Source organism: Microbacterium sp. CH1 (assembly GCF_001595495.1).
Classification (GTDB): domain Bacteria; phylum Actinomycetota; class Actinomycetes; order Actinomycetales; family Microbacteriaceae; genus Microbacterium.
Map to the genome: position 1 here is coordinate 1 of NZ_LOSO01000022.1, position 25,720 is coordinate 25,720.

Annotated in this window: 19 protein-coding genes; 8 read left to right on the forward strand and 11 right to left on the reverse strand. The window is 71.1% G+C overall.

Annotated elements, in window-relative coordinates:
- Window positions 1-294 precede the first annotated feature (294 nt).
- From AUV07_RS14885 to AUV07_RS14915, 7 genes are all read right to left on the reverse strand, one after another.
- On the reverse strand, window positions 295-1,752 hold the full coding sequence (locus AUV07_RS14885; protein WP_062637314.1) for a sodium/solute symporter: 1,458 nt from the start codon (window positions 1,750-1,752) through the stop codon (window positions 295-297).
- The gene (locus AUV07_RS14890; protein WP_025104664.1) at window positions 1,749-2,123 is read right to left on the reverse strand and encodes a hypothetical protein; all 375 of its coding nucleotides are present in this window, start codon (window positions 2,121-2,123) and stop codon (window positions 1,749-1,751) included. The genes AUV07_RS14885 and AUV07_RS14890 overlap by 4 nt, the downstream gene beginning before the upstream one ends.
- On the reverse strand, window positions 2,120-2,839 hold the full coding sequence (locus tag AUV07_RS14895; protein ID WP_062637321.1) for a LytR/AlgR family response regulator transcription factor: 720 nt from the start codon (window positions 2,837-2,839) through the stop codon (window positions 2,120-2,122). The genes AUV07_RS14890 and AUV07_RS14895 overlap by 4 nt, the downstream gene beginning before the upstream one ends.
- Before the next feature lie 8 nt (window positions 2,840-2,847).
- Window positions 2,848-4,029 (reverse strand): sensor histidine kinase, encoded by a 1,182-nt coding sequence (locus AUV07_RS14900; RefSeq protein WP_062637323.1) that lies wholly within the window; start codon window positions 4,027-4,029, stop codon window positions 2,848-2,850.
- A gap of 140 nt (window positions 4,030-4,169) precedes the next feature.
- Window positions 4,170-4,415, reverse strand: coding sequence for a YbdD/YjiX family protein (locus AUV07_RS14905; protein ID WP_082802991.1), 246 nt, complete (start codon window positions 4,413-4,415; stop codon window positions 4,170-4,172).
- Between the two features lies 1 nt (window position 4,416).
- Window positions 4,417-6,702, reverse strand: a complete 2,286-nt coding sequence (locus tag AUV07_RS14910; RefSeq protein ID WP_025104668.1) for a carbon starvation CstA family protein — start codon at window positions 6,700-6,702, stop codon at window positions 4,417-4,419.
- Between the two features lie 226 nt (window positions 6,703-6,928).
- Complete coding sequence (locus AUV07_RS14915; RefSeq protein WP_062637325.1) at window positions 6,929-10,132, reverse strand: S8 family peptidase; 3,204 nt, start codon at window positions 10,130-10,132, stop codon at window positions 6,929-6,931.
- Window positions 10,133-10,308: 176 nt separating this feature from the next.
- On the opposite strand from AUV07_RS14915, the gene AUV07_RS14920 reads away from it, so the two are divergent.
- The 5 genes from AUV07_RS14920 (at window position 10,309) to AUV07_RS14940 (ending at window position 15,051) form a co-directional block, all read left to right on the forward strand.
- Complete coding sequence (locus tag AUV07_RS14920) at window positions 10,309-10,854, forward strand: ECF transporter S component (protein WP_025104671.1); 546 nt, start codon at window positions 10,309-10,311, stop codon at window positions 10,852-10,854.
- Window positions 10,855-10,934: 80 nt separating this feature from the next.
- On the forward strand, window positions 10,935-12,602 hold the full coding sequence (locus tag AUV07_RS14925; RefSeq protein WP_062637327.1) for an ABC transporter ATP-binding protein: 1,668 nt from the start codon (window positions 10,935-10,937) through the stop codon (window positions 12,600-12,602).
- Window positions 12,599-13,417: an energy-coupling factor transporter transmembrane component T gene (locus tag AUV07_RS14930; RefSeq protein WP_062637330.1), complete on the forward strand. Its 819-nt coding sequence runs from the start codon at window positions 12,599-12,601 to the stop codon at window positions 13,415-13,417. Before AUV07_RS14925 ends, AUV07_RS14930 begins: the two co-directional genes overlap by 4 nt.
- Window positions 13,418-13,428: 11 nt before the next feature.
- A complete protein-coding gene (locus AUV07_RS14935; RefSeq protein WP_062637332.1) occupies window positions 13,429-14,304 on the forward strand; it encodes a siderophore-interacting protein in 876 nt (291 codons plus the stop codon).
- Window positions 14,305-14,403: 99 nt separating this feature from the next.
- Window positions 14,404-15,051 carry a GNAT family N-acetyltransferase gene (locus AUV07_RS14940; protein WP_062637334.1) on the forward strand — a complete coding sequence of 216 codons (648 nt, stop codon included), beginning with the start codon at window positions 14,404-14,406 and terminating at the stop codon, window positions 15,049-15,051.
- Between the two features lie 95 nt (window positions 15,052-15,146).
- On the opposite strand, the gene AUV07_RS14945 is transcribed toward AUV07_RS14940, so the two are convergent.
- Window positions 15,147-16,310 (reverse strand): acyl-CoA dehydrogenase family protein, encoded by a 1,164-nt coding sequence (locus tag AUV07_RS14945; protein ID WP_062637336.1) that lies wholly within the window; start codon window positions 16,308-16,310, stop codon window positions 15,147-15,149.
- Window positions 16,311-16,474: 164 nt separating this feature from the next.
- Window positions 16,475-17,404, reverse strand: a complete 930-nt coding sequence (locus AUV07_RS14950; protein WP_062637338.1) for a M15 family metallopeptidase — start codon at window positions 17,402-17,404, stop codon at window positions 16,475-16,477.
- Between the two features lie 74 nt (window positions 17,405-17,478).
- Here AUV07_RS14950 and AUV07_RS14955 point away from each other — a divergent pair, with 74 nt between their 5' ends.
- The gene (locus AUV07_RS14955; RefSeq protein ID WP_062637340.1) at window positions 17,479-18,573 is read left to right on the forward strand and encodes an Rv2578c family radical SAM protein; all 1,095 of its coding nucleotides are present in this window, start codon (window positions 17,479-17,481) and stop codon (window positions 18,571-18,573) included.
- A gap of 43 nt (window positions 18,574-18,616) precedes the next feature.
- The gene (locus tag AUV07_RS14960; RefSeq protein ID WP_062637342.1) at window positions 18,617-19,156 is read left to right on the forward strand and encodes a YaeQ family protein; all 540 of its coding nucleotides are present in this window, start codon (window positions 18,617-18,619) and stop codon (window positions 19,154-19,156) included.
- A gap of 88 nt (window positions 19,157-19,244) precedes the next feature.
- Here the strand turns inward: AUV07_RS14960 and AUV07_RS14965 are convergent, their stop codons facing one another.
- On the reverse strand, window positions 19,245-21,311 hold the full coding sequence (locus tag AUV07_RS14965; protein ID WP_062637344.1) for a DEAD/DEAH box helicase: 2,067 nt from the start codon (window positions 21,309-21,311) through the stop codon (window positions 19,245-19,247).
- A 273-nt stretch (window positions 21,312-21,584) separates the two neighbouring features.
- On the opposite strand from AUV07_RS14965, the gene AUV07_RS14970 reads away from it, so the two are divergent.
- Window positions 21,585-22,481, forward strand: coding sequence for an aldose 1-epimerase family protein (locus AUV07_RS14970; protein ID WP_025104688.1), 897 nt, complete (start codon window positions 21,585-21,587; stop codon window positions 22,479-22,481).
- 96 nt (window positions 22,482-22,577) lie between these two features.
- Here the strand turns inward: AUV07_RS14970 and AUV07_RS14975 are convergent, their stop codons facing one another.
- Window positions 22,578-25,718 carry an efflux RND transporter permease subunit gene (locus AUV07_RS14975; RefSeq protein ID WP_062637346.1) on the reverse strand — a complete coding sequence of 1,047 codons (3,141 nt, stop codon included), beginning with the start codon at window positions 25,716-25,718 and terminating at the stop codon, window positions 22,578-22,580.
- Window positions 25,719-25,720 lie beyond the last annotated feature (2 nt).

Consider the following 25,720-nt stretch of genomic DNA (forward strand, 5'->3'; position numbering starts at 1 on the left):
GCGCGCGACCTCGCTGACGCGCCCGAACAGGCACACACGCCAGTTCAGGCACTCCCGCCAGTTCAAGCACCCACGCCAGTTCAGGCATCCACGCCAGCACAAGCACCCACGCCAGTTCAGGCACTCCTGGTGCTCCCTGCCTGTGCTCGCGCCAGTGCCTGCCGTCCCGCTGAAGCCCCCTGGCCCGACCACACCGACCCCCCTCTTCAGGCACTCGCGCTGGCTCAGGCTCGATGGGCTTTCGCCTGAACCCGCGCGACCGCCTGTTCCAGGAAGCAGGGCGCAGAAGCAGACTCAGGCGCGGTCGGGGGTGTGCACGCGGGCGAGGAAGCGGTCCGTGCGGGGCGAGGGTCCGCGAGGGTCGAGCATCGACACGGCGACGGTGACTCCGGTCGCCAGCGGGATCGTCCAGGCGGCGGGCTGCGCGAGGTACGGTGCCACGACGCCGACCCCGTCCACCGCGGCGTGCACGAGCAGGGCGAGCCCGGTCGCGACGCCGCCGCACACCATGCCCGCGACCGCCCCGCGCGCGGTGAGGCCCCGCCACCACACGCCCAGCAGCACGACGGGCGAGAGCGTCGACGCCGCCACGACGAACACCACACCCACGCTCGATACGAGCCCCGCGGGAACCGTGAGCAGAGCGACCCCCAGCGGCACGAGCGCACACAGCACCGCGGACAGCCGGAAGGAGCGCACGGAGCCGGAGAAGACGTCCTGGCTGATGACCCCCGCGAGCGAGACCACGAGTCCGGCCGAAGTCGCCAGGAACGCGGCGAAGGCCCCGGCGACGATGAGGGCCGTCAGCAGCTCACCCGCGAGCCCAGGGAACACCCGCGACGGAAGCTGCAGCACGACGGTGTCGGCGATCCCCGGCCGCGCGAGGTCGGGGGCGGCGATCCGCGCCAGGAGCCCCATCGCACTCGACACGGCGTAGAACGCGCTCACCATGGCGATGACGATCACAGTGGTCCGCCGCGCGGAGGCTCCGGTCGGGCTCGTGTAGAACCGCACCAGGACGTGCGGCAGCCCCATCGTGCCGAGGAGCAGCGCGAGCAGCAGCGACGCGGTCTCGTAGGCGTCGAAGCCGGACGGCCCGGCCTCGGCGGGGAAGACGAGCGCGGGATCGAAGTCGTGCGGCCCTCCACTCAAGGCGAACGCGATGCACACCACCGGCACGAGGAGCGCCGTGAGCTTGAGCCAGTACTGGAACGCCTGCACGAAGGTGATCGCGCGCATGCCGCCCGCGGCGACCGCCGCCGCCACGAGCACCGCGATCGTCACGGCCCCGACCCACTCCGGCAGCCCGGCGACCACGACGAGCGTGATGCCCGCGCCGTGCAGCTGCGGCACGATGTAGAGCCAGCCGATGATGAGCACCGCGAGGCTGGTGACACGGCGCGCGGCGGTCGAGTCGAGCCGGGCCTCGACGAAGTCGGGGATCGTGTAGGCCCCGCTGCGGCGCAGGGGCGCGGCCACGAACACGAGCACGAGCAGGTACCCCGCGGCGTACCCGATGGGGAACCAGAAGCCGCGGGCGCCGTCCAGCAGCACGAGCCCGGAGAGGCCGAGGAAGGTGCCCGCGGAGAGGTACTCGCCGCTGATGGCCGAGGCGTTCCAGACCGGGCGCACCGTCCGCGACGCCACGAAGAAGTCGCTCGTCGTGCGCGACACGCGCAGCCCGTACACGCCGATGAGGAGGGTGGCGATCACGACCAGGGCGACCCCGACGAGGTCGAGCACGGCGTTCACTCGCGGTCCCGCAGGGCGCGGTACCGCCGCTCGTTGCGGACCGCCGTGCGCACGTACAGCACCGCGAACACGAGGATCACCGGGTAGAACGCGAAGGCCTGGAGCAGCCACGACAGCGGCAGGCCGCCGAGGACGACGGCATCGACCTCGGGGATGAGCGCGATCCCGAGCGCCAGGGCGACGACGACCACCACGAAGCCGGCGACGGTGCCCAGCGCGAGCCGGAGCTGGCTGCGCATCAGGGCACGGGCGTAGACGGCGTCGGCCTCCGCGACCGGGGCGCCGGGCAGCGCGATCCCCCGCGTGGCGGCGGCGGAGCGACGGGGCGGGGTGTCCGCCGTGACGCGCACCCGCTTCGGCGCCTCGGTCATCCGGTTCCCTCCCCCCGCACGAGCGCCTCCCGCACCGTCGCGACGAGCCTTCTGCTCACCGGCAGCACGGCCGTGCCGACGACGACGACGGGTTCCCCACCCGACAGCCGCGCCTCGGTCACCGCGGCGATCCGGACGAGCGTGGAACGGTGGATGCGGAGGAATCCGGCCGGCGCCCACCGCGTCTCGAGCTCGGAGAGCGGGATGCGAACGAGGTGGCCGGGCCCGTCGTCCTCCGTGTGCAGCCGCGCGTAGTCGCCCTGCGCCTGCACCCAGCGCACGTCGCTGCGCCGGACGAACCGCACGGACGCACCCACGGTCACCGGCAGCACCTCGTCCTCACCGCGCGGTGCGGCCTCCTGCTCGATCACCCGGTCCACGGCGCTGCGCAGACGTTCCCGCCGGACCGGCTTGAGGAGGTAGTCCGCCGCGCGCAGCTCGAACGCCTCGACCGCACGGGCTTCGTCGGCGGTGACGAAAACGACCGCGGGCGGCTCCGCGAGACCGAGGAGCGCGCGGGCGAGCTCGGTGCCGAGCAGGCCCGGCATGTGGATGTCGAGGAACGCGATCCGCACCGCACGCGCGGAGAGCTGACGCAGCGCGTCGGCGCCGTTTGCCGCGGTGAGGATCTCGCCGATGCGCGGGTCGGCACGCAGCAGGTGCACGAGCTCATCGAGGGCCGGCTGCTCGTCGTCGGCGACGAGGACGTCGATCATGCCGCTCCTCAGTCGTCGTCCGGGTCGTGGAGGGGCTGCGATTTCGGGACTCGCATGCGCACCAGGGTACCCGCGCCGGCGTTGGTCTCGACGACCAGACCGCCCCCGCTGCCGTAGACCTGGCGAAGCCGGGTGTCGACGTTCCGCAGGCCCACGTGACCGCCCTCCTCGCGCGCCGTGAGCAGCGCGCGCAGGCCGTCCGGGTCCATCCCGACGCCGTCGTCCTCCACGAGGATCTCGGTGTGCGTGCCGTCGTCGCGGGAGGTGATGCGGATCTCGCCGCCGCCCTCCCCCGGCTCCAGACCGTGCCGCACGGCGTTCTCCACGAGCGGCTGCACGGAGAGGAAGGGGATGACCGTCGCGAGCGTCTCCGGCGCGATCTGCAGCGTCACCCGCAGGCGATCGCCGAACCGCGCGCGCTCCAGTTCGAGGTAGGAGTGGATGCTGCCCAGCTCCTCCGCGAGCGTGGTGAACTCCCCGTGCCGGCGGAAGGAGTAGCGGGTGAAGTCGGCGAACTCGAGCACGAGGTCACGGGCCCGGTCAGGGTCGGTCGTGATGAACGAGGCGATCGCGGTGAGGGCGTTGTAGATGAAGTGCGGGGAGATCTGCGCACGCAGAGCCCGGAGCTCCGCCTCGGCGAGCTGGGTGCGGGAGGCCTCGAGTCCGCCGAGCTCGACCTGCGCCGCACACCAGTCGGCCACCTCCTCCGCCGCCCGCACGAGCGCGGCCCGCACCGGGGACGCGAAGGCGACGACCACCCCGACCGGCACCCCGTCGACGAGGATGGGCGCGCCGACCGCCTCCAGGTCGTCCGTCCGCGAGGGCGCGGGGAACACCTGCCGCCGCCCCGACCCGCGCACCTGGGCGGCGATGCGCACGGCGGCGGATTCGAGCCCGTCCGCGGCGCCGTCGAGGGTGACCGTGTCGTCCTCGCCGACGATGGCGACCGCGGCGCTGCCCAGCAGGGTGCGCAGATGCCGGGCGGCCTTGACCGCATCCGGGCCAGCCAGTCCGCCGCGGAGGTGCGGGGCGGCGAGGCTCGCCTGATGCAGCGCCCGCAGTGCCCCCTGCTCCGCCTCGCTGCCGAGGTCGGCCGAGCCGCGCGCGAACCGCCGGGCGAGCAGCAGCAGCGCCGTGAGGGCGATGCCGCCGAGCGCGCCGAGGATCGCGGCGAGGACGACGTCGTTCATGCGCTCAGCCTAGGGACGCGCAGGCAGGCTCAGCGACCCGCGCTTCGACAGGCTCAGCGACCCACCCTGGCGCTTCGACAGGCTCAGCGACCCACCTTGGGTCCCTGAGCCTGTCGAAGGGCCCTGAGCCTGTCGAAGGGTCAGCAGCAGCGGGCACCGGGATTGCGGTCCTGGTCGTCCATCCGCTGGCGCCAGAACTGCCGCTCCGTCAGCGGCTCCTCGTCCGGATGATGCCGACGGTGATGGGCGACGTACGTGGCGTACGCGGTGTCGCCCATCAGCGTCGTCATGTACCAGCGGATGCCGCGGCCGACCCGGCCGAGGGCGCTCCACAGCACCCGCAGCGGAGAGGTCGCGGCATCCGTCCGATCCATCGCGGAGGTCATCTCAGTGCCGTGCCGCCGCGCGCTCTTCGGCGAGGATCGGCTCCCACTGCTTCTCCAGCTCGCGCTCCTCCGCGTCGGGGAGGAACCCGGCCGGGGCGAAGCGGCGGGACGGCACGGGCGGGTCCTCGGTGTTCTCGCCGCCGCCGTTGCGGATCGCCTTCACGGTCGCGATGACGGCCATGACGATGACGATGATCGCGAGCACCACGAAGATGATCGACAGCGTGCCCTGCACCGCGGTGTTGCGGATGACGGCCTGCAGCACCTCCGGCGCGCCGAGCGTGGTGTCACCGGAGTTCAGGGCCTCCAGGTAGCGGAAGTGGTTCGCCCAGTATCCGATCGCCGGCACCGGCGAGAAGATCTTGTAGAGCGACGCCGTGATGGTGACGACCGCGGTGAAGGCGAGCGGCAGCGCGATGATCCACAGCCACCGGAAGTAGCTGCGACCACGCTTGGCGACGATGGCCAGCACCACGGCGAGCGCGATCGCCGCGAGCAGCTGGTTCGCGATGCCGAACAGCGGGAAGAAGGTGTTGATGCCGCCGAGCGGGTCGGTGACGCCGAGGATGAGGATCGCTCCCCAGCCAGCCACCATGATCGCGGTGCAGATCCACACCCCGGGACGCCAGGAGACGTCGCGGAACTTCGGGAACCAGGCGCCGATCGAGTCCTGCAGCATGAAGCGGGCGACCCGGGTTCCGGCGTCCACCGCCGTGAGGATGAACAGGGCCTCGAACATGATCGCGAAGTGGTACCAGAACGCCATGAGCGCCTGTCCGCCGAGAGCCTGCTGCATGATGTGCGCGAGGCCGAGCGCGAGGGTGGGAGCGCCACCCGTGCGCGAGACGATCGACTCCTCCCCGACCGCCGCCGCCGTGCCCGTGAGCATGTCGGGGGTGAGGTTCACCCCCGTCAGCCCGAGCGAGTTCACGAAGGCGACCGCTCCTTCCACGGTGCCCCCGGTCGCGGCGGCCGGGGCGTTCATGGCGAAGTAGATGCCCTGGTCGATCGAGATCGCGGCGACGAGGGCCATGATCGCGACGAACGACTCCATGAGCATGCCGCCGTAGCCGATGAACCGGGTCTGCCGCTCCTTCTCGACGAGCTTCGGGGTCGTGCCCGACGCGATCAGCGCGTGGAATCCGGACAACGCGCCGCACGCGATCGTCACGAAGAGGAAGGGGAAGAGCGGACCGGCGAACACCGGGCCCATGCCGTTCTCGCCGAAGATGCTGACCGCGGGGACCGAGATCTCCGGACGCACGAGGACGATCGCGCCGGCGAGCATCACGATGACGCCGATCTTCATGAACGTGGAGAGGTAGTCGCGGGGCGCGAGCAGCAGCCAGACCGGAAGCACCGCGGCGATGAAGCCGTAGATGATGATGCCCCACGCGATCGTGGTGCGGTCGAGGTGGAAGATCGCCTGGCCCCACTCGGTGCCGGCGACCCAGCCGCCGCCGATGATGGCGGCCATGAGCAGCACGAAGCCGATGATCGAGACCTCGGTCACCTTGCCCGGGCGCAGGTAGCGCAGGTACACGCCCATGAAGAGGGCGATCGGAATGGTCATCGCGACGGAGAAGACGCCCCACGGGCTCTCGCCGAGGGCGTTCACGACGACGAGCGCGAGGATCGCGACGATGATGAGCATGATGAGCAGCGAGGCGATGATCGCCGCGGTGCCGCCGATCTTGCCGAGCTCCTGCCGCGCCATCTGGCCGATGGTCCGGCCGCCGCGCCGCATCGAGAAGAAGAGGACCGTGTAGTCCTGCACGGCTCCCGCGAGCACGACGCCCACGATGATCCAGATGGTGCCGGGGAGGTACCCCATCTGCGCCGCGAGCACGGGGCCGACGAGCGGTCCGGCGCCGGCGATGGCGGCGAAGTGGTGACCGTAGAGCACCCGGCGGTCGGTGGGGACGTAGTCCTTGCCGTCCTGCTTCACCTCGGCGGGCGTGGCACGGCGGTCGTCGGGGCGGGTGATGTACCTCTCGATGACCTTGGAGTAGAAGCGGTAGCCGATCAGGTAGGTGCACACGGCGGCGAACACGAACCAGATCGCGTTCACGGTCTCGCCGCGCACGATGGCGAGCATCACCCAGGCGACGCCGCCGAGGAGGGCGATGGCCGTCCACAGCAGGATCTTCGGCAGGGTCCAGCGGCGGCTCTTCGCCTCGTGCTCCGCGGAGAGGGCGACGGGTGGGAGGTTCGGGTCGGTCTCGATGACGGGGTCGTCGTCGACGAGCCCGGCGCCGTCGCGGCGGCGCGACGAAGGTGCGGTCATGGGGTTCTCCTCTGGGGGCGCATCGTTGCGTCTCCCCACGGTAGGGAGTGCGCCCCGCCGTCATGCCCGGATCCGGGGACGCTGCGACGAGCGGCGGGGGTCGTGCGACGAACGGAGGGCCGGACGGCCTGCGCCCCGGCACGTCTGCACGACCCGGAGACGACGGCACGGCCGCACGAGGGTTTCCCTCGTGCGGCCGTGACGGGGTCGTGCAGCCGTTCCCGGATCACCCGGGGGCGTCGGTCTCCGGAGGCGCGGTCGGCTCCGGAGTCGGCCCCGGCGTCGGAGTCGGATCCGGGGTCGGCGCCGGCTCGGGGGTCGGCGTCGGCTCGGGAGTCGGCGACGGCTTCGGCGCGGGAGTCGGCGTCGGCGCGGCATCCGCGGGCGTCGTGACCGTCACCACGGTGCGCACGGCCGAGTCGCCGTACTGGACGAGTCCGAGGTAGCGGGTGCCGGCGGTCAGACCGGTCCAGCTCAGCTCGTAGCTCGTCTTCTCCCCGCGGACCGCGGCGATCGGGTTCGGCGTCGCGGTGAACGACCCCTCCCCGTCCGGCAGCACGGAGGCGTGGGTCATGTCCCACGTCATCGGCCCGGTGGTCGCGTACACGTTGGCGACGACGAGGTAGGTGCCCGCGGTCGGTGCGGGAATCGTCACCTGCTCGTCGGCCGAGCCCGTCGCCGACTGCCAGCGCTCGTAGTAGCGCAGGTCGTCGGGGCTCACGACCCGGTAGACGGTGAGGTCGAGATCGCTGCCCTCGTCGTCGGAGGAGTCGAGGTCGAACCGCGAGAGGGTGGCCCCCTCCGGCACGTCGACGATCCAGGAGACGTCCTTGTTCGCGTCGCCCGAGTTCTCGTTCCCAGAGTGCCCCTCGACGGGGTTGTCCGGGTCGCTGAGCAGCTGGAACGGCGTGAGACCCGAGACGCCCAGCGCCAGATCACCGTCGAGGCCGGGGGTGATGTCGACGGTCGTGCTGCCGTCGACGCCGCTGCCGGTGACCTCGGCCGGGGCATCCGCCGTGACCGGGACGACCGCGATCGGCGAGCGCACCGTGTTCTTCTTGCTCGTCCAGGTGAGCGAACCCGTGGCCCACTGCTCGACCGGCGCGGTGGTGCTGTCGAACGTGACCGTGAAGGTCTTCGTCTGCCCCGGCTTGTCGAAGGAGAGCTGGGACGGCGTGACAGTCACGTTCACGCCGGGGACGGAGGCCTTCGCCGTGAACACGCCCTTCTCGGTCGAGGTGACCGAGCGGGTGACGGTCTGCGCGCTGGCCAGGGACCCGATCGAGATCGATGCCTGGTTCAGATCGGTGCCGTCGATGGGGTCGATGCCGGGGAAGTCCGACAGCCCCTTCCCGTCGAGGAACGCCGCCCAGTCCTTGAAGCCGTTCAGGTAGAGCAGACCGGGGTTCAGGAACCGCGTCGCATCGACCTGCCCGGCACCCTGCTCGAACGGGTTCGTGTTCTTCGACCCGTCGGGGAGCACGGTGTCGGAGGCGGTCGTCATCAGGGCCGAACGGATCTCGCCCGGGGTCGCCCGCGGGTGCTCCCCGAGGTAGAGCGCGCCGAGGCCCGCGATGTGCGGGGAGGCCATCGACGTCCCGGAGAGGATGCCGAAGGTCGGGTCCTCACCCGGGGCGTTGTGCGTGGCGGCGAGGATCGCCACTCCCGGTGCGGCGATGTCCGGCTTGAGCACGTCGGTGCCGTCGGCGAGGACCGGTCCGCGGCTCGAGAAGCCCGCGATCTGCGGGGTCGGCGTGGTCACACCGGTGGTGTTCTCACCGACGAGGGTGATCGGCCGATCGACGCCGCCCTGCACGTAGGCGAGCACAGCCGCACGGTGCACGGCGTTCAGGTGCACGGTCGGCACGGCGTGGAAGTCGTTGTCGAGGGAATCCGCACCACCGGGCACGTTCACCAGGACCATGCCGATGCCCCCGGCGTCCTTCACGACCTGAGACTTCTCCGCGCGGGCGTTGCCGCCGCGGTCGCAGACGACGATGTGTCCGGCGACCTTCGCCGGGTCGAGGGTGCCCGGCAGGCACAGCTGCGCATCCGCCGCACCGGGCGCCGCGGCATCCGCGGCGGCGATGGAGGGACCGGAGACGCTCTCGCCGAACGGGACGGTCACCGAGGCCCCGGCCTGCTCGAAGCCGTCGAACTGCACGGTGCCCTCCCACGTCGGGATGGTGGAGGCGGCGACCGTCGTGTACCACGGCGAGGCGTGGTCGGCGGTGACCGGATCAGGGCCGTCGTTGCCGGCGCTGGTCGCGACGAAGACACCGGCGGCCGCGGCGTTGAGGAACGCGAGGTCTTCGGGAGCCATCACGGTGCTCGCGGCGCCGCCGCCGATCGAGTAGTTGATCACGTCGACACCGTCCGCCACGGCCTGATCGATCGCGGCCACGAGGTCGCTCAGGGCGCAGATGTCATCCGTGGTCACGGTCGTGTCCGGGCCGACGTAGCAGGCCTTGTAGGCCGCGACCTTCGCCCCGGGCGCGACACCGGAGACCGTTCCGAAGTCGACACCCTCGACCTCGGCGTCCACTCCGAAGTTGCCTGCGGCGGTGCTCGCCGTGTGCGAGCCGTGACCGTCGCCGTCGCGCGGGGAGAGATAGTCGTACTGGAAGTCGAACCCGGCCGCCTGGGCTCCCGCGAAGAAGTACTGTCCGCCGATGAGCTTCGTCGAGTAGTCGCGCTCGTCCCAGTCCTGACCATCGACCATCGCGCCGCGGAACTGTCCGCCGTCGGACTTGTCGAAGTAGACGTAGGTGCCGTCGGTGTACGGGTCCGTGCCCTTGTGTCGGCTGTTCTGCTTCTTCTGCTGCTTGAGCTTCTTGCCCTCGAACGAGGGATGCTCGGGAGCGATGCCGGTGTCGATCACGCCGACCACGACGCCCTCGCCCGCCTTCTTCACGCCTCCGGTCTGCTGCCACACCCCACCGCGACCCTTGCGGTCGTCGCCGAGGCCGAGGTAGTCGGTCGAGGTCTGCGCGTCGGGGTGACGGATCTCGTCCGGATACACCCCGAGGACGTCCTTCGAGGCGCGAAGCTGGTCCACCTGCTCACCCGAGAGGTCGGCGCTGAAACCGTTGAGCACCACCTGGTAGGTCGTGTCCGGGGTGACGCCGACGTCGTTGATGAGGCTCTTCTGCTCCGACTCGAGGTGCTTGACGTAGCGCCGCGCGTCCTGCGACTGCGTCTCGAGCTGCTCGCCCTCGTCGGGCTTCGTCGCCTTCAGGCCCTTGACGTCGCCTTCGTAGCTGGCGAGGGGATCGGCCTTCATGATCACGATGTAGTGCCCGGGGGTCCCCGCGACCGGAACGGGGTGCGTCACCTCCCCGGTCGCTGCGTGGCCTGCGGTTGCCGTCGATGCGATGAGCAGCGTCGCCAGGGTGGTGGCTGCTGCGATCCGAAGGGGTGTTCGACCCATATCTCGCTCCTGATGATCCGATGATCCCGATGCCGCGTCGTCGCCGCACCGCGGCTCACGATAGCCCCGCCGTTCAGCGCCGGATCGAGAACTGAACGATGGTCGAATCCTGATCGCGCCGATCGGTCAGGATGGACGGCGGCCGACTCTCCGAATGTCGCCAGTAGGCTGGAGGCGTGGCCCGAACCTCCGTCCTGTCGACCAGAGTGCTGCTGATCTGCGCGGCGATCGGTGTCGCCACGGGCATCCTCGGCGGCATCGCCGGATGGGTCACTCCCCTCCTCCTGGCCAGCCCGCTGCTGTTCCTCTACGGCCTCGTGCTGGGCTCGCACGTGCTGCCGGGCATCATCGCGCAGGAGGTGCTGCGGCTGCCGTTCGTGGCGCTCATCACGCACGTGTTCGCCGCCCTCATCGCAAGCGCCTTCAACCCGGCGTGGTCGCTGCGGTTCATCGGCACCGCGCTGCTCTTCGGCCTCATCCAGGAGGGTGTCGCCGCCCTCACCCGCTATCGCTCCTGGGGCGCCTGGCGGTTCTTCGTCTCGGCGGTCGTGATCGGCGTCGTCGTGGCGGTCGCGGTGTTCTTCGCGGCGAACCTCGCGGTCATGCCGCTGTGGGCCCAGCTGCTGTACCTGGCGATCTCCGTGCTCGGCCCGGTGGCCTGGACGGCGATCGGTCTCGCCATCGGTTCGGCGCTGCGCACCGCCGGGGTCGCGCGCCGCTGATCGCGCACGGGCCCCGCTGGCAGCACAGGTAAGGCTCAGCTAAGTTAGAGTCACACCCTCCGTCGAACCAGGGACGTGCCGTGCGCCCATCCGCACCCCTCCTCCGCGTGCGCGAGCTGACCCTCACCCACGCGGACGCCGTGCACCCGTCGCCCCGCGACGTGACCTTCGACATCGATCCCGGCGAGGTCGTGCTCCTGCTGGGCCCGTCCGGTTCCGGGAAGTCGACGCTCACGCTCGCCCTCAACGGCCTCATCCCGCACGCGCTCCCCGCGACGATGACCGGCACCGTCGAGGCCGGAGGCGTCGACACGACCACCGCGCACACCGCGACGCTCAGCACGCACGTCGCCATGGTCTTCCAGGATCCGGACGCGCAGATCGTCACGGGGACGGTGTACGACGAGGTGGCCTTCGGCCCGGAGAACCTCCTGCTCCCGGTGGAGACCGTGCGCGCCCGCGTGGAGGAGGCGCTGCGGCGCGTCGGCCTGTGGGAGCGCCGCGACGACAACCCCGACCACCTGTCCGGCGGCGGGCGGCAGCGTCTCGCCATCGCCTGCGCCCTCGCGATGGGCTCTCCTCTCATCGTGCTGGACGAGCCGACCGCGAACCTCGACCCGCAGGGGATCGACGACGTGTACGCGGCGCTGACCGAGGTCGTGGCCGCCGGAGACCGGGCCATCCTCCTCGTCGAGCACAACCTCGACGCCGCGATGCGCTTCGTCACGCGCACCATCGTGCTCGACCGCGAGGGCCGGGTGGTCTTCGACGGTCCGGCGGCCGAGACCATCCGCGCGCACGCCGACGAGCTCGTGGCGATGGGGGTCTGGCTGCCCGCCGCGACGCTCGCCGCGCTCCGCCTCCGCGACCGGGGGATCGTCCTCGACCCGCTGCCGCTGACGCCCGAGGCGCTGGCCGCCGCACTGCCTCCCGGCCCCGGCGCCGCGTCCTCGGTGCCGGTCGGCGCCCCTCGCCCCGCCGAGCGGAAGCCGATCATCCGGGCCCGCGGCCTCACGGTCACACGGCGCCGCACCGAGATCCTGCACGAGGTCGACCTCGACATCGCCGCCGGGAGCCTCACCGCGATCGTCGGGGCGAACGGGGCGGGTAAGACGACGCTGATCCAGGCGCTCGCCGGGGTCGTGCCGCCGCCGAGAGGTCGGGTCTCCGTCGACGGCATCGATCCGGGCACCGCCTCGCCTCGGGAGCTCGCGGCCCGCATCGGCTTCGTGTTCCAGAACCCGGAGCACCAGTTCATCGCCGCCACCGTGTTCGACGAGCTCGCCCACGGGCTCCGCCTGCGCCACGTGCCGGACGACGAGGTCCGCACCCGCGTGGCGGAGATGCTGGATCGGTTCGGGCTGACGCACAAGGCCGACGTGCATCCGTTCCTCCTCTCCGGCGGCGAGAAGCGACGACTCTCGGTGGGCACCGCCCTCATCACCCGTCCCCCCGTCCTCGCCCTCGACGAGCCCACGTTCGGACAGGACCGGGCCCGAGCCGCCGAGCTCCTGCACCTGCTGGAGAGCCTCCGGGCGGACGGCACGACCGTGGTCATCGTCACCCACGATCTGCAGCTCGTCGCCGAGCACGCCACCGACACGGTCGTCCTCGCCGACGGGCGGGTGCGGGCCGCCGGTCCGACGGCGGAGCTGTTCGCCGATCCCGCGATCCTCCCCTCCGCGGGCCTGCGTGTCCCCGCGTTGCAGCGGGTGCTCACCGCGGCCGGGTGGGAGGTGTCGCCATGACGATGACCACGCTCGATCCGTACGCGCCGCTCACGGCCACCTCGCGGCGGCAGTTCCTCTACGGCCTCAACCCGCTGGCGAAGGTCGCCGGGTTCGCCCCCGCCATGCTGCTCCTCGTCTTCGTGCGGGACCTGGCCACCCCCGCCGCCTTCCTCGTGCTCGCCTACGCCCTCATCCTCATCGGGGCGCGGGTGACGGGGCGCCTCCTCGCGCTGCTCCTGCTCGGTCTACCCGCGGGAATGGTCGCGATCGGCGTCGGCTTCTCGCTGTGGGTCGACACGGCCCTGGTCGCCGACACCAGCCCCGTCGTGACGATCGGCGACTGGACCCTCTACGGCGGCGCCCTCCTCATCGGCTTCGCCACCGCGCTCCGGCTCGGCTCGATCGTCGCGCTCGCGCTCGTCGGCGGCCTCACCACCAGCGGGTCCGATCTCGTGCGTGCGAGCGTGCAGCAGCTGCGCGTGCCGTACCGCATCGGGTACACGGCCCTGGCCGCCTTCCGCTTCGTGCCCCGGTTCGGGCATGAGCTCGCCGTCATTCGCGCCGCGCACCGGGTGCGCGGTTACCACGGCGGCCGCGGCCCCTTCGCGCGGATCGCCCGCGGCTGGGGGTACATCGTCCCGTTGCTCGCAGGTGCCATCCGGCATGCGGAGCGCGTCGCCCTCGCGATGGACTCCCGGGCGTTCGGTGCGCATCCGACGCGGACCGAGCGGCACCTCGTGCCCTTCCGCACGAGGGACACCGTCTTCACCGTGGTCATGCTCGCCGTCTCGGCCGCGATCTTCGTCGTCTTCTTCCCCTGGCAGCTCCCCTGAAAGGTGCCCGCATGGCATTCAGCAAGATGGTCAAGCCGGAGACGGCCGAGCTCCTGCACCTCACCGTGCTCCGCACCGAACGGCTCGCGCCGCACTGGGTGCGGGTGACCCTGGGCGGCGGCGAGATCGACCGCTTCCGTCCGATGGGCTACGACCAGTGGTTCCGGCTGTTCCTGCCGATCGGCGGGGAGGCGGGGCTGGAGCGCGTGCCCGCCAAGGCCAACCGGATGTTCGGGTATCTGAAGTTCCTCCGCATCCCCGACGGCGAGCGCCCCGTGATGCGCAACTACACCGTGCGCGCGTACCGCCCGGCCACGCCCGAGACCGGCGCCGAGCTCGATGTCGACTTCGTGCTGCACGGCTCGGCGGCCGACGGCACCGCCGGTCCGGCCTCCCGATGGGCGGAGACCTGCGCCCCCGGCGAGCACGTCCTCATCATCGACGAGGGCCTGACATTCAACCCCGAGCGGGGCACCGACCGGGTGGTGCTCGTGGGCGACGAGACCGCCCTCCCCGCGATCGCGTCGATCAGCGCCTCCCTGCCGGCCGACGCCGCGGGCACGGCGATCATCGAGGTCCCGTCTGCGGAGGACGCCCTGGAGTTCCCGCATCCGTCGGAGCTCGACGTGGTGTGGATCGTGCGGCCTCACGAGATCCCGCCCGGGGTTCTCGCCCTGGACGCCCTCGGCAGGACGGTACCCCCCGATGCCCCGTTCCACGCGTACGCGGCCGGCGAGCAGTCCCTGGCCTCCGGCGTCCGCAAGCAGCTCGTCGGCGAGCGCGGCGTCGACAAGAATGCCGTCAGCTTCTGCGGCTACTGGAAGATCGGCGCCGCCTCCCCCGCCTCGAAGGCCGCCCGCGAGGCCGCGGCCGAGCCCCTCGCCTGAGCCCGGGCACAGCTTCGGACCGGTCCCTGCTCACGCCCTGACCGGGCACGACTTCGGAGCCACGGCGCGACACGCCGGGGCGGAGGAAGCCGCCCCGGCGTGTCGTCGGGAATCTCCGAAGCTGTGCTCGGAAACCTCGAACTGCGGTGGCTGGATGACGATCTCCTGGTCACCCTGGGCGACCTCGCTGCACGCGGCGTGCACGATCCGAGCCGGATGCCCTTCGCCGTCCCCTGGACTCGCGGTGACACCGACACCGTCGTACGCCGACTCCTGTCGTATCAGTGGCACGCCCGCTCTCAGATCGCTCCCGGACGGTTCATGCTCGAACTCGGGGTGCTGGTGGACGGCATCCTCGTCGGCGTCCAGGGCGCGAGCGCCGACGACTGGAGTGTGCGGCACCGAGCGGAGACGGGCTCCTGGCTCGGAATCGAGTATCAGGGCCGCGGCATCGGCACGCGGATGAGAGCACTGATGCTCTTTGCGCTCTTCGACGGCTTGGGGGCGCAGGAGGTCACGTCCGGTGCGTTCGCCGACAACCCGGCATCGAACGCGATCTCCCGGAGAGTCGGCTATCGCCCCACCGCAACGACGATGATGATCCGTGAGAACACGGCGACCCCGCACCACAACTACTCGATGACCAGGGACCGCTTCGAGGCTCTCCGCGAGCAGAATCTCGCCCTGCTGGGAGGTGCCGTCACGCTCGATGGGTTTGACACCCTCCGGCCTGTGCTCACCGCCTGACCGGGCATGACTTCGGAGCCACAGCACGACACGCCGGGGCGGACGAGGCCGCCCCGGCGTGTCGTCGGGAATCTCCGAAGCCGTGCCCGGGGACCTCAGCGCTTGCCGGCGATCTGACGCCCGACGATCTCGCGCATGATCTCGTTCGTGCCGCCGTAGATGCGGTGCACACGGGCGTCGAGGAAGGCGCGGGCGATCGGGTACTCCGTGATGTAGCCGTAGCCGCCGTGGAGCTGGACCCCGGCGTCGAGCACCTCCCACTCGCGCTCGGTCGCCCAGAACTTGACCTTCGCGGCCTCTTCGGCCGACAGCTTGCCGTCCTTGTACGCCAGGAGCGCGCGGTCGATGAAGGCCCACAGCGCGTCGACCGTGGCGGACATGTCGGCGATGGTGAAGCGGCTGTTCTGGAAGTCGATGATGCGCTCCCCGAAGGCCTCGCGGTCCTTCGTGTAGGCGACGGTCCAGTCGAGCGCGGCCTGTGCGGCGGCGGCTCCGGCCACGCCGATCGAGAGGCGCTCGAGCGGGAGGTTCATCATGAGCTGGATGAAGCCCTTGCCCTCGACGCCGCCGATGAGGTTCTCCTCGGGCACGAACACGTCGCTGAACGACAGCTCGGCGGTGTCGTGGCCATGGAAGCCCATCTTCGAGAGCTTCTTGCCGTTGTCGAACCCCTCCATGCCCTTCTCGATGAGGACGAGGCTGAACGCGTCGGGCCGGTTGCCCTCGCCCGTCTTGACGAAGGTCACGACGAGGTCGGCGGTCGCACCGGACGAGATGAACGTCTTGGCGCCGTTGACGAGGTAGCCGCCGTCGACCTTCTTCGCGGTGGTCTTGATGCCGCGCAGGTCGGAGCCGGCACCGGGTTCGGTCATGGCGAGCGCGCCGACGACCTCGCCGGTGGCCATGCGGGGCAGCCACTTCTCCTTCTGCTCCTGCGTGCCCATGTGCACGAGGTACGGGACGGCCAGGTCGTCCTGGATGCCGAAGGCGCCGGCGAGCGAGCCTGCTCCGGCTGCGATGACCTCTTCGTTCACGATCGCGCGGAAGCGGTAGTCCTGCAGCATCCCGGCGCCGCCGAACTCCTCGGGCACGGAGAGCCCGATGATGCCGGCCTCACCCGCGGCGCGCATCGTGGCGCGGTCCACCTCGCCGGCGGCGTCCCACTTCTCGATCGCCTCGTGCGTGACGTGGCGCTTGACGAAATCCTTGACGAGGTCGCGGAATGCCTCGTGATCCTCTTCGTAGATGTCGCGTTCCATGCCGTCCTCCCGAACGTGTCGTGCGTCGTTGCTCCGGCGAGTCTACGGCGGGAACACGGGGCAGGACAGGCGATTGTGAGAATGCATCCCATCCCGAGTGGGACTGGGTACCGCGTTTGTGGAAAGCCTCAGAGCACGCCGAGCGCCACCGCGGACCCGTCCGTTCAGTGCTCGTAGTCGGGAGCGGCGGGCAGGCCGAAGAACTCCTCGAGGGTGTGGAAGCCGCCCTCGTGATACGCCGCCGCGAGCTCCGTGCCGACGTAACGCAGGTGCCAGGGCTCCGGCGCATACCCGGTGACCGGGGTGCCGACCTGCTCGTAGCGCACGATGAACCCGTACTCCCAGGCGTGCGCGGCCACCCACTCGCTCTGCCGCGTCGCCCCGAAGCCGTCGAGACCGCCGCACCCGGCATCGCAGGCCACGACGTCGAGGGCGAGACCGGTCTGATGCTCGCTGTGCCCCGGGCGCGCCGAGCCGGCGTCCGCGTCGGCCTGCCCCTGGTCCCGCACGTGGGCGCCGTAGGTCGCGACCTGCAGCCCGTAGGAGCGGTAGCCGTTGTTCGCGCCGATGCGGCCGACGCCCGCGGCCGCGGCGGCCTCCGCCATGCGCCCGACCGCGTCGGCGACCTCCGCGCGCACGCGGCCCGACGGCGTCGTCATCTGCAGGGGCACCTGGCCCAGTCCCGCGGGCTCGTAGGCGGCCGGATCGAGCGGACGCCCCTTGTTCACCACCACCCAGATCCGGGCGGGATCGCTGAGCGAGACGCAGGGCGCGTTCCCGGCGACCACCGCCTCACGGAAGCGCGCTCCGCCGCCGAACCCCGCGATGGTGGCGGCGTCATCCCCCGCCGCGATCGCCTCCTGCACCCCGGGGTCGGCACAGGGGTCCGCCGCGGGCGTCGCCGCGTTCTCCACGGTCGGCACCTGCATCACCGCGACCGGCCGCGGCATCTCCTCCGAGGCGACAGGGGTCGCGGCCGCCCCGGTGAGGGACAGCAGCACGCCCACCGCGGTCACCGCCAGCCCGACCGGGAGGGCGGCGCCGAAGATCGGGGAGCGCGGCGCCGCATGCTGAGCGTACGGCGAGGAGGGCATGGCCCCATTCTTCCATTCGAACATTGATGCCATACTCGCTTGACTTCGATTCGTTTCTTTGTTCGACTAGGACGATGCGGTGGCAGGGACAGAAGCTCGCGGACAGCGACGAGGCGGCGCTGCCCGGTCTCGAGAACCGGTCCAGCGTCCTGCGCACGGTGACGACGCCGGAGTTCGCCGGGATGACGTTCCACGAGGTGCTGTCGAAGTCCGCTCTCAACCACGTCCCCGGGGCGTCGCGCATGCCCTTCGCCTGGACGATCAACCCCTACCGCGGCTGCTCCCATGCCTGCACGTACTGCTTCGCACGAGGCACGCACGAGTACCTCGACCTCGACGGCGGTGCCGACTTCGACACCCAGATCGTCGTCAAGGTCAACGTCGTCGAGGTGCTCGAACGGGAGCTGCGCCGCGGGAGCTGGCAGCACGAGACGGTCGCCCTCGGCACGAACACCGACCCGTACCAGCGGGCCGAGGGGCGCTACGCCCTCATGCCCGGCATCATCGAGGCGCTCGCGGCGTCGGGCACTCCGATGTCGATCCTCACGAAGGGCACGCTGATCCGCCGCGACATCCCGCTGCTGAAGAAGGCGGCGCAGCGCGTGCCGGTCGACGTGCAGATGTCGATCGCGATGTACGACGACGCGCTGCAGAAAGCGATCGAGCCCGGCGCTCCGCCCACGCAGGCCCGCCTCGACACGGTGCGCGCCCTTGCCGACGCCGGGTTCCCGGTCACGGTGTTCCTCATGCCGATCATGCCGCACCTCACCGACTCCCTCGCCGCGATCGACGACGCCCTGCGCCGCATCAAGGCCGCCGGAGCGCGGAGCGTGATCTACGGAGCCCTGCACCTGCGTCCGGGCGTCAAGCCGTGGTTCTTCCAGTGGCTCGGCGAGAACCGTCCCGACCTCGTGTCGTCGTACCGGGGGCTCTATCCCGGAGCGTCCGTCGAGGCGCCGAAGCCGTATCGGCAGTGGCTCGCCAAGCGCGCCCGTCCCCTCATCCGGACGCACGGACTCGACGGCCGGCACGAAGACGACTATCCGCGGCGCGGGTTCCGCCCGGGCCAAGGCCACGTGCAGACGGAGACCCCGGCGGCCGGGCCGGTGATGTTCACCCCGAGCGGCCGCGCTGCCGCGTCCCCTCCTCCCCAGCCGATGCTGTTCTGAGTCGGTCACGGAAGGGGTGCTGCGCCACGTAGGCTCGAGGATCATGGCGATCGGTTCGACAGTCCACACGTTCGAGATGCAGCTGGCCGACACCGATCGCGGGGTCTACGAGGACGTCTCGCTCCGCGTCGCCCGGCATCCCTCCGAGACCGACGCGTACATGCTCACCCGGGTGCTCGCGTATGGACTCGAGTTCGCGGAGGGCATCGCGTTCGGCGGCAGCGTCTCCGACACGGACGAGCCCGCCGTGCTCGTGCGCGACCTCACGGGGCGGGTCACCGTCTGGATCGAGGTGGGCGCTCCCGATGCCGCACGGCTGCATCATGCCACCCGCCTCGCGGACCGGACGGTGGTCTACACGCACCGCGATCCCGCCAAGGTCATGGCGCCGTGGGCCGACAAGCGCATCCACCGGGCCGAGGACATCCGGGTCTACAGCTTCGATCCCGGCTTCGTCGACACCGCCACGCCCCACCTCGCCCGCCGCAACACCCTGACCCTCACGGTCACCGAGGGCGTCCTCTACCTCGACCTCAACGGTACGTCCCTGATGACGTCCCTCCACGAGCACACCCTCCCCTGACCCGTACCCCCTCCCCTGACCCGCCCGGTGCGTAGTGCGAAAAGGCCCCGGAGACCGAAGTCTCCGGGGCCTTTCTGATCCCGAACGGTCAGGAGGTGAGCTCGGCGGCGGACGGCACGCGCCCGGCGATCTCCTCGATCACGTCGTCGTCCAGGCGGGCCTGCTCGAACGGGGCCTCGATCTCGGCGCGACCGAGCAGCTCGGTCATCCGGCGCTGGCGCTGCCGAGTGATGAGCGTGACGACCCGGCCCGAGCGCCCCGCGCGACCCGTGCGACCGGAGCGGTGCAGGTACGTCTTGTACTCGTCCGGCGCGTCGGCCTGGACCACGAGGTCGATGTCGTCGACGTGGATGCCGCGCGCGGCGACGTCGGTCGCGACGAGCACGTTCACCCGACCCGAGGTCAGCTTCTCCAGGTTGCGCGTGCGCTTGGCCTGGTTGAGGTCGCCGTGCAGCGACACGGCCGGGATCCCCGCGTCGTCGAACTGGTCGGCCAGCATCTCGGCGTAGGCGCGCGTGCGGGCGAAGACGAGCGTCTTGCCCTCGCGGTCGACGAGCGACGTGAGGATGTCCGCCTTGTCGCGGTGCTCGATGACGAGCACCCGGTGCTCGATGGTGCTGGAGCCCTGGTCTTCGCCGGCGACCTCGAACACGGCGGGGTCGACGAGGAACTCGTCCACCAGCGCCGCGACCTCGCGGTCGAGCGTCGCGGAGAACAGGAGCTTCTGGCTGCCCTCGGCCGTGCGGCGGAGGATGCGCTGCACGGGCTCGACGAATCCGAGCTCGCACATGTGGTCGGCCTCGTCGAGCACCGCGATCCGGCAGTCCGACAGGTCGAGCTTGCCCTGGTTCATCAGGTCCTCGATACGGCCGGGGGTGCCGATGACGATGTCGACGCCCTTCTTCAGCGCGCCCACCTGGCGACCCTGGGGCACACCGCCGTAGATCTGCGTCGTGAAGAGGCCGACGCTGCGGGCGATCGGCTGGATGGTCCGGTCGATCTGCAGCGCGAGCTCGCGCGTCGGGGCGAGGATGATCGCGCGCGGCGCCCGTCCGAACTCACGACGCTTGCCCGCCTGCGACTGCAGCACCCGCTCGACGAGCGGTGCCCCGAAGGCGATGGTCTTGCCGGAGCCCGTGCGTCCGCGGGCGAGCACGTCGCGCCCCTCGAGGACGGCGGGAATGCTCGCCGCCTGGATCGGGAACGGCGTCGCGGCGCCCATGTTGTTCAGGGTCTCGGTGATGTTGGAGCCCAGGCCGAGGTCGGCGAACGTGACGCCCTCGACCTCGACGGCCTGCACGGCCTGTGCCTCGAGGCGCTCGTGGACGACGTCGTCGGCCTGCTCGAAGGCCGCCTTCGGCTTCGCGTTCCAGTCGCTCCGGGTCGGACGCTCGTCGCGACGAGGGCGCTCGTCCCGACGCGGCCGCTCGGTGCGGTAGGCCCCTCCGGTCGACGGCCGCTCGCGCCCGCCCTCGAAGGAGCGCTGCGTGCGGTCGCGGTCGAACGCGCGGCGCGCACGGGCGGCGTCGTACGAACGCTCGGTCCCCTGCTCACCGCCGCGGGTGCGATCGTCGCCGCGGTCGTCCCGCCGCGGACGGTCGTCGCGGTCGAAGCGCGGACGCTCGTTCCGGCGGTCGTCGAAGCGCGGGCGTCCGCCGTCGCGGTGGTCGCCGTCGCGGAACCCCTGTCGCTGCGAGCCGCCGCGGTCGTCGCGCCGCGGACGGTCGTCGAACCGTCCAGCGCCGGACCGGTCGTTGTACCGCGGACGCTCGGCGCGGTCGTCGAACCGGCCGCCACCGGCGCGGTCGTCGCGGCGGTGCGGGGCCTCGCGACGCCCGGACTCCGCACGGTTGCGGATGCTGCGGGCCTCGTCGCGACCGGCGCGCTCCTGGGAGCTCCAGCGGCGCTTCGGAGCACCGGACTCGGTCTCCTCCGGGCGGTAGCCGCGGTGCCCGGGGCTGCGGCTCCCGGGGCGACGGTCGTACCCGCCGGTCGCGCGACCCTCGCGGTCGTCGCGTGCGGGACGCTCGTCGCGAGCCGTGTCCCGACCGCCGGCCGGACGGTGGCGGTCGTGGAACGAGGTCTTCTTGGCGCCGTAGCGCGGCTCGAAGTTCGCGGCGGCGCGACCGCCGCGGGGCTTCTTGTTCTTGGGCATTCGGGTGTCCTTCTTGCGTTCTCGCACGAGAACAGCGCTGCGCGCACGCGCGAGCACTCCGATCCAGCGGAGTCCGGACGATCTGCGGCCGGGGCCATTCCTGTGATGGTTGATTCGCGTCGATCGACGCGCACCATCGGCCCCTGGACTCACACTTCACACACTGAAAAACGTCCGCGCCCTGCGCGGGTGTCCGAAGCCGACCGTCTCAGTCTACCCGGCATCCCTGGGAGACCCCCGCACTCCGGCGGCCTGCGGCACTACGATGTCGAGGTGAACTCCGTCTCTCCCACCGGCACCCAGGTCCATCTCCGTCTCGGCGACGTGACCGCGCAGATCGCCCAGGTCGGCGCCTCTCTCCGTGCCCTCCGGATCGGCGAGGTCGATCTCATCTCCCCGTATCCGCTCGACATCCCGACGCCGTCGTGCTCGGGCGTCGTGCTGACCCCCTGGCCCAACCGGGTGCGCGACGGCCGCTGGGACGACGAGGGCACCGTGCGCCAGCTCGCGATCACCGAGCCGAAGACGGACAACGCCAGTCACGGCCTGCTGCGCTTCACGGCGTACGCCATCGAGCAGACGGAGGGCGCCGCGACGCTGCGGGCGACCGTCTTCCCGCAGACCGGCTACCCGTACCTGATCGAGACGTCCGTCGCGTATGTCCTCACCGCGGACGGCATCGAGGTCACGCACACGCTCACCAACTGGTCCGACTCCCCCGCGCCCGTCGCGGTCGGCACGCACCCGTTCCCCACGATCGGCGACGTCGACCCGCACGATCTCGTCCTCCGCGTGCCCGCCCGCACCGCCTTCGAGACGGACGACCGCATGCTCCCGATCGGCACCCGTCCCGCCGATCCCGAGCTGCGCGAGGGCATCCGCGTCGGCGACGTCTCGCTCGACACCGGGTTCACCGACCTCGACCGCGACCCGGACGGCCGGGTGCGGCACACCCTCACCGCCCCCGACGGCCGGACCGTCACGCTCTGGCAGGGCGAGGGCTTCGACTTCGTGCAGGTGTACACGGCCACGAACTATCCCGGTACGCCGCTCGCCGTCGCGATCGAGCCGATGACCGCCCCGGCTGATGCCCTCAACAGCGGCCGCGGCCTGAGACGCCTGGCCCCGGGCGAGACCTGGACCGTGGAGTGGGGCCTCTCCTTCGCCTGACCGCGGTCCACCGGTCCGGAGAACACACGCGGAAGGGCCCCGATCCTCGTCTCCTCTACGGGACCGGGGCCCTTTCTCCGCGTTGCGGACGCGCGACTACTCGCCGTGGTTCTCGCGCAGCTCGCGCCGGCTGACCGGCGTGCCGTCCGCGTGCACCGGGACGGGTCCCGCGTCCGCCTGCGGCTCGCCCTTGCGCGCCCGACGGCGCTCCCGCGCCCCCTCGACGAGGTTGTACAGGGTCGGCAGCACGATGAGCGTCAGCACGGTCGAGGAGACGAGCCCGCCGATCACCACGATCGCCAGCGGCTGCGAGATGAATCCGCCGTGCCCGGTGATCCCGAGCGCCATCGGGGTGAGGGCGAGGATGGTGGCGAGCGCGGTCATGAGGATCGGGCGCAGACGCTTCTCCCCTCCCGCCATCACCGCCTCCGCGGTCGACAGTCCCTTCTCGCGGTACTGGTTCACGAGGTCGACGAGCACGATCGCGTTCGTCACCACGATGCCGATGAGCATCAGCACGCCGATCAGCGAGGCCACGCCGAGCGGTACGCCCGTGACGATCTGCAGCAGGATGGCGCCCGTCGCCGCGAACGGCACCGAGATCAGCAGCAGCAGCGGCTGACGCAGCGACTTGAACGTCGCCACCATCACCACGTACACGATGAGGATCGCGGCGAGCATCGCCAGGCCGAGCTGCGCGAACGAGTCGGCCTGCTGCGAGGCGACGCCGCCGACCTCGGCCGAGGCGCCGTCCGGCAGGTCCGCGGCGGCGAGCGCCTCGGTGACCGACTGGGTGGCGACCGCGAGGTTGTCCGATGCGGGCGGCACGGTGACGGTCGCGGTGCGCCGTCCCTGCTCGGTGGTGATCGAGGTCGGACCGTTGCGCTGCTCCACGGTCGCGATGTCCTCCAGCGGCACGATGCCCGCCGCGGTGGGGATCGCGAGCTGCTGGAGGGCGTCGACGGTCGTCGGCGGCTCCGGGTTGACGAGGTACACGGTCAGCGCGGTGTCGTCGATCTCGACCGAGCCGATCTGCTGCGGACGCATCGTGTTCGACACGATCGATCCGACGGCGACCTCGGACAGTCCGACCTGGGCGGCGGCCTCGCGATCCACGACCACGGCGATGTACGGCAGCGCCTCGGCGAGGTTGTCGGTCACCTGCCCGATGCCCTCGCGGCCGTCGAGTTCGTCCACCACGGCGGAGGTGGCGGTGGCGAGGTCGTCGCCGGTCGCGGCCGACACGGTGATCTCGATGTCGCTCGAGCCGAAGCCGGCGGATGCCGCGACGGCGACCTCGCCGACCTCGTCGCCGAGGCCGTCGATCGCGTCCTGCACCTCGGCGCGCAGCTTCTCCTGGTCGGCGTCGCCGTCGGTGAGCACGGAGTACGTGATGCCCGCACCGCCGGAGAACGCGTCGCGCAGCGCGGAGCCGCTCGACCCGATGGACGCCTGCACGTGCTCGATGCCGTCGATGTCCAGGAGGGCCTCCTCGACGGGGACGGCGGCGTCGGACTTCGCCTGCAGGCTCGCCGTCGGGCCGAGGTCCTGCGTCACGGTCATGGTGTTCTGACCGGAGTCGCTGAGGAAGTTCACCTTCATCAGCGGGGCGGCGGCGAGGGTGCCGGCGAGGACCACCACCGCGAGCGCGACGGTGATGCCCGAGTGCTTCAGCGTCCAGCCGAGGATGGGCCGGTAGCCGCGCTGCAGCCGCGTCGGCGGGGCGGCCGGGTCCTCCGGGTCGATCGCGTTCCCCTGGTCGTCGAGGAGCGGCTTGCCGGGCTTGAGGAACCAGTACGCGAGCACCGGGACGATCGTCAGCGCCACGAAGAGCGACGCGACCATGGCGATCGTGACGGTCATCGCGAACGGACGGAACAGCTCGCCCACCATGTCGCCCACGAACACGATCGGCAGGAACACCGCCACCGTCGTGATGGTCGAGGCGGTGATGGCGGCGGCGACCTCGCGCACGGCGAGACGGATCGCGTCGCCCTTGTCCGCGTCGCCCACGTAGTGGCGCTTGATGTTCTCGATCACCACGATCGAGTCGTCGACCACGCGGCCGATCGCGATCGTGAGCGCCCCGAGGGTCAGCACGTTGAGGGAGTAGCCGAACGCCTGCAGCCCGATGAAGGTGATGAGGACCGAGGTCGGGATCGAGATCGCGGTGACCAGGGTCGAGCGCACCGACATCAGGAACACGAGGATCACGAGCACGGCCATCACGAGACCGAGCAGACCCTCCGTGGCGAGGGTGTCGATGGACTGCACGATGAACGGCGCCTGGTCGAACACGACCGTGAACTCCGCGTCCGGAAGCGCCTCCCCGATCTCGTCGAGGGCCGCGATGACCCCCTGCGACACCTCGACCGTGTTGGCGGCGGGGAGCTTCGTGATGGAGATCGACAGGGCGTCCTCGCCGTCGACGCGGGAGATCGAGGTCACCGGGTCGGACACCTGCTCCACCGTCGCGACGTCGCCGATGGTGACCGCGGTGCCGACGAGCGGCAGGGCGGCGATCTCGTCGACCGAGGTGATCTTCGCTCCGGTCTGCACCGTGAGGGTCTCGTCATCCTCGGTGATCTCGCCGCCGGGGAACAGGGTGCCGTTCTGCTGGAGTGCCGTGCTGATCGCCTCGCTGCTCTGTCCGGCGGCGGCGAGCTTCGCGAGGTCGGGGGTGATGGTGATGCGCTGTCCGACGCCGCCGACGATCTCGGCCGCGTTCACCCCGTCGACGTCCTCGAGGTCGGGGATCGCGACGCTCTCGAGCTGCGCCTGGGCGTTGTCCGCGTCGTCGAAGCCGGTGACCGCCACCTGGATCACCGGGAAGTCGTCGATCGAGACCGAGAGCACCTGCGGCGTGACGTCCTCCGGCAGCTGCGAGGAGATGCGGTTGATCGCCTGCTGGATCTTCTGCTCCGCGGTCGCGAGGTTCGTGCCGTACGAGAACATCGCCTGCACGATGGACGCATTGGTCGTGCTCGTCGCGGTGGTCGACTCCAGGTCGGGAACCCCCTGGATGGCCGACTCGATCGGCGTCGAGACGTCGTTCTCGACCACCTCGGGCGAGGCGCCGGGGTACGTGGTCATGACCACGAGTGCCGGCAGCTCGAGCGACGGGATGAGCTCCTGCTTGAGGTTGGTCAGCGCGAGCCCGCCGAACACCGCGGCGACGATCGTCACGAGCGCGATGAGGGCGCGGTTCTTCAGGCTGAGGATGGCGAGTTTCGACAAGG

Excerpts from the sequence above, each read along its gene's own strand:
- AUV07_RS14890 (WP_025104664.1), bottom strand. The coding sequence starts at position 2,123 with ATGACCGAGGCGCCGAAGCGGGTGCGCGTCACGGCGGACACCCCGCCC.
- AUV07_RS14895 (WP_062637321.1), bottom strand. The coding sequence starts at position 2,839 with ATGATCGACGTCCTCGTCGCCGACGACGAGCAGCCGGCCCTCGATGAG.
- AUV07_RS14900 (WP_062637323.1), bottom strand. The coding sequence starts at position 4,029 with ATGAACGACGTCGTCCTCGCCGCGATCCTCGGCGCGCTCGGCGGCATC.
- AUV07_RS14905 (WP_082802991.1), bottom strand. The coding sequence starts at position 4,415 with ATGACCTCCGCGATGGATCGGACGGATGCCGCGACCTCTCCGCTGCGG.
- AUV07_RS14910 (WP_025104668.1), bottom strand. The coding sequence starts at position 6,702 with ATGACCGCACCTTCGTCGCGCCGCCGCGACGGCGCCGGGCTCGTCGAC.
- AUV07_RS14915 (WP_062637325.1), bottom strand. The coding sequence starts at position 10,132 with ATGGGTCGAACACCCCTTCGGATCGCAGCAGCCACCACCCTGGCGACG.
- AUV07_RS14930 (WP_062637330.1), top strand. The coding sequence starts at position 12,599 with ATGACGATGACCACGCTCGATCCGTACGCGCCGCTCACGGCCACCTCG.
- AUV07_RS14935 (WP_062637332.1), top strand. The coding sequence starts at position 13,429 with ATGGCATTCAGCAAGATGGTCAAGCCGGAGACGGCCGAGCTCCTGCAC.
- AUV07_RS14945 (WP_062637336.1), bottom strand. The coding sequence starts at position 16,310 with ATGGAACGCGACATCTACGAAGAGGATCACGAGGCATTCCGCGACCTC.
- AUV07_RS14950 (WP_062637338.1), bottom strand. The coding sequence starts at position 17,404 with ATGCCCTCCTCGCCGTACGCTCAGCATGCGGCGCCGCGCTCCCCGATC.
- AUV07_RS14955 (WP_062637340.1), top strand. The coding sequence starts at position 17,479 with ATGCGGTGGCAGGGACAGAAGCTCGCGGACAGCGACGAGGCGGCGCTG.
- AUV07_RS14960 (WP_062637342.1), top strand. The coding sequence starts at position 18,617 with ATGGCGATCGGTTCGACAGTCCACACGTTCGAGATGCAGCTGGCCGAC.
- AUV07_RS14965 (WP_062637344.1), bottom strand. The coding sequence starts at position 21,311 with ATGCCCAAGAACAAGAAGCCCCGCGGCGGTCGCGCCGCCGCGAACTTC.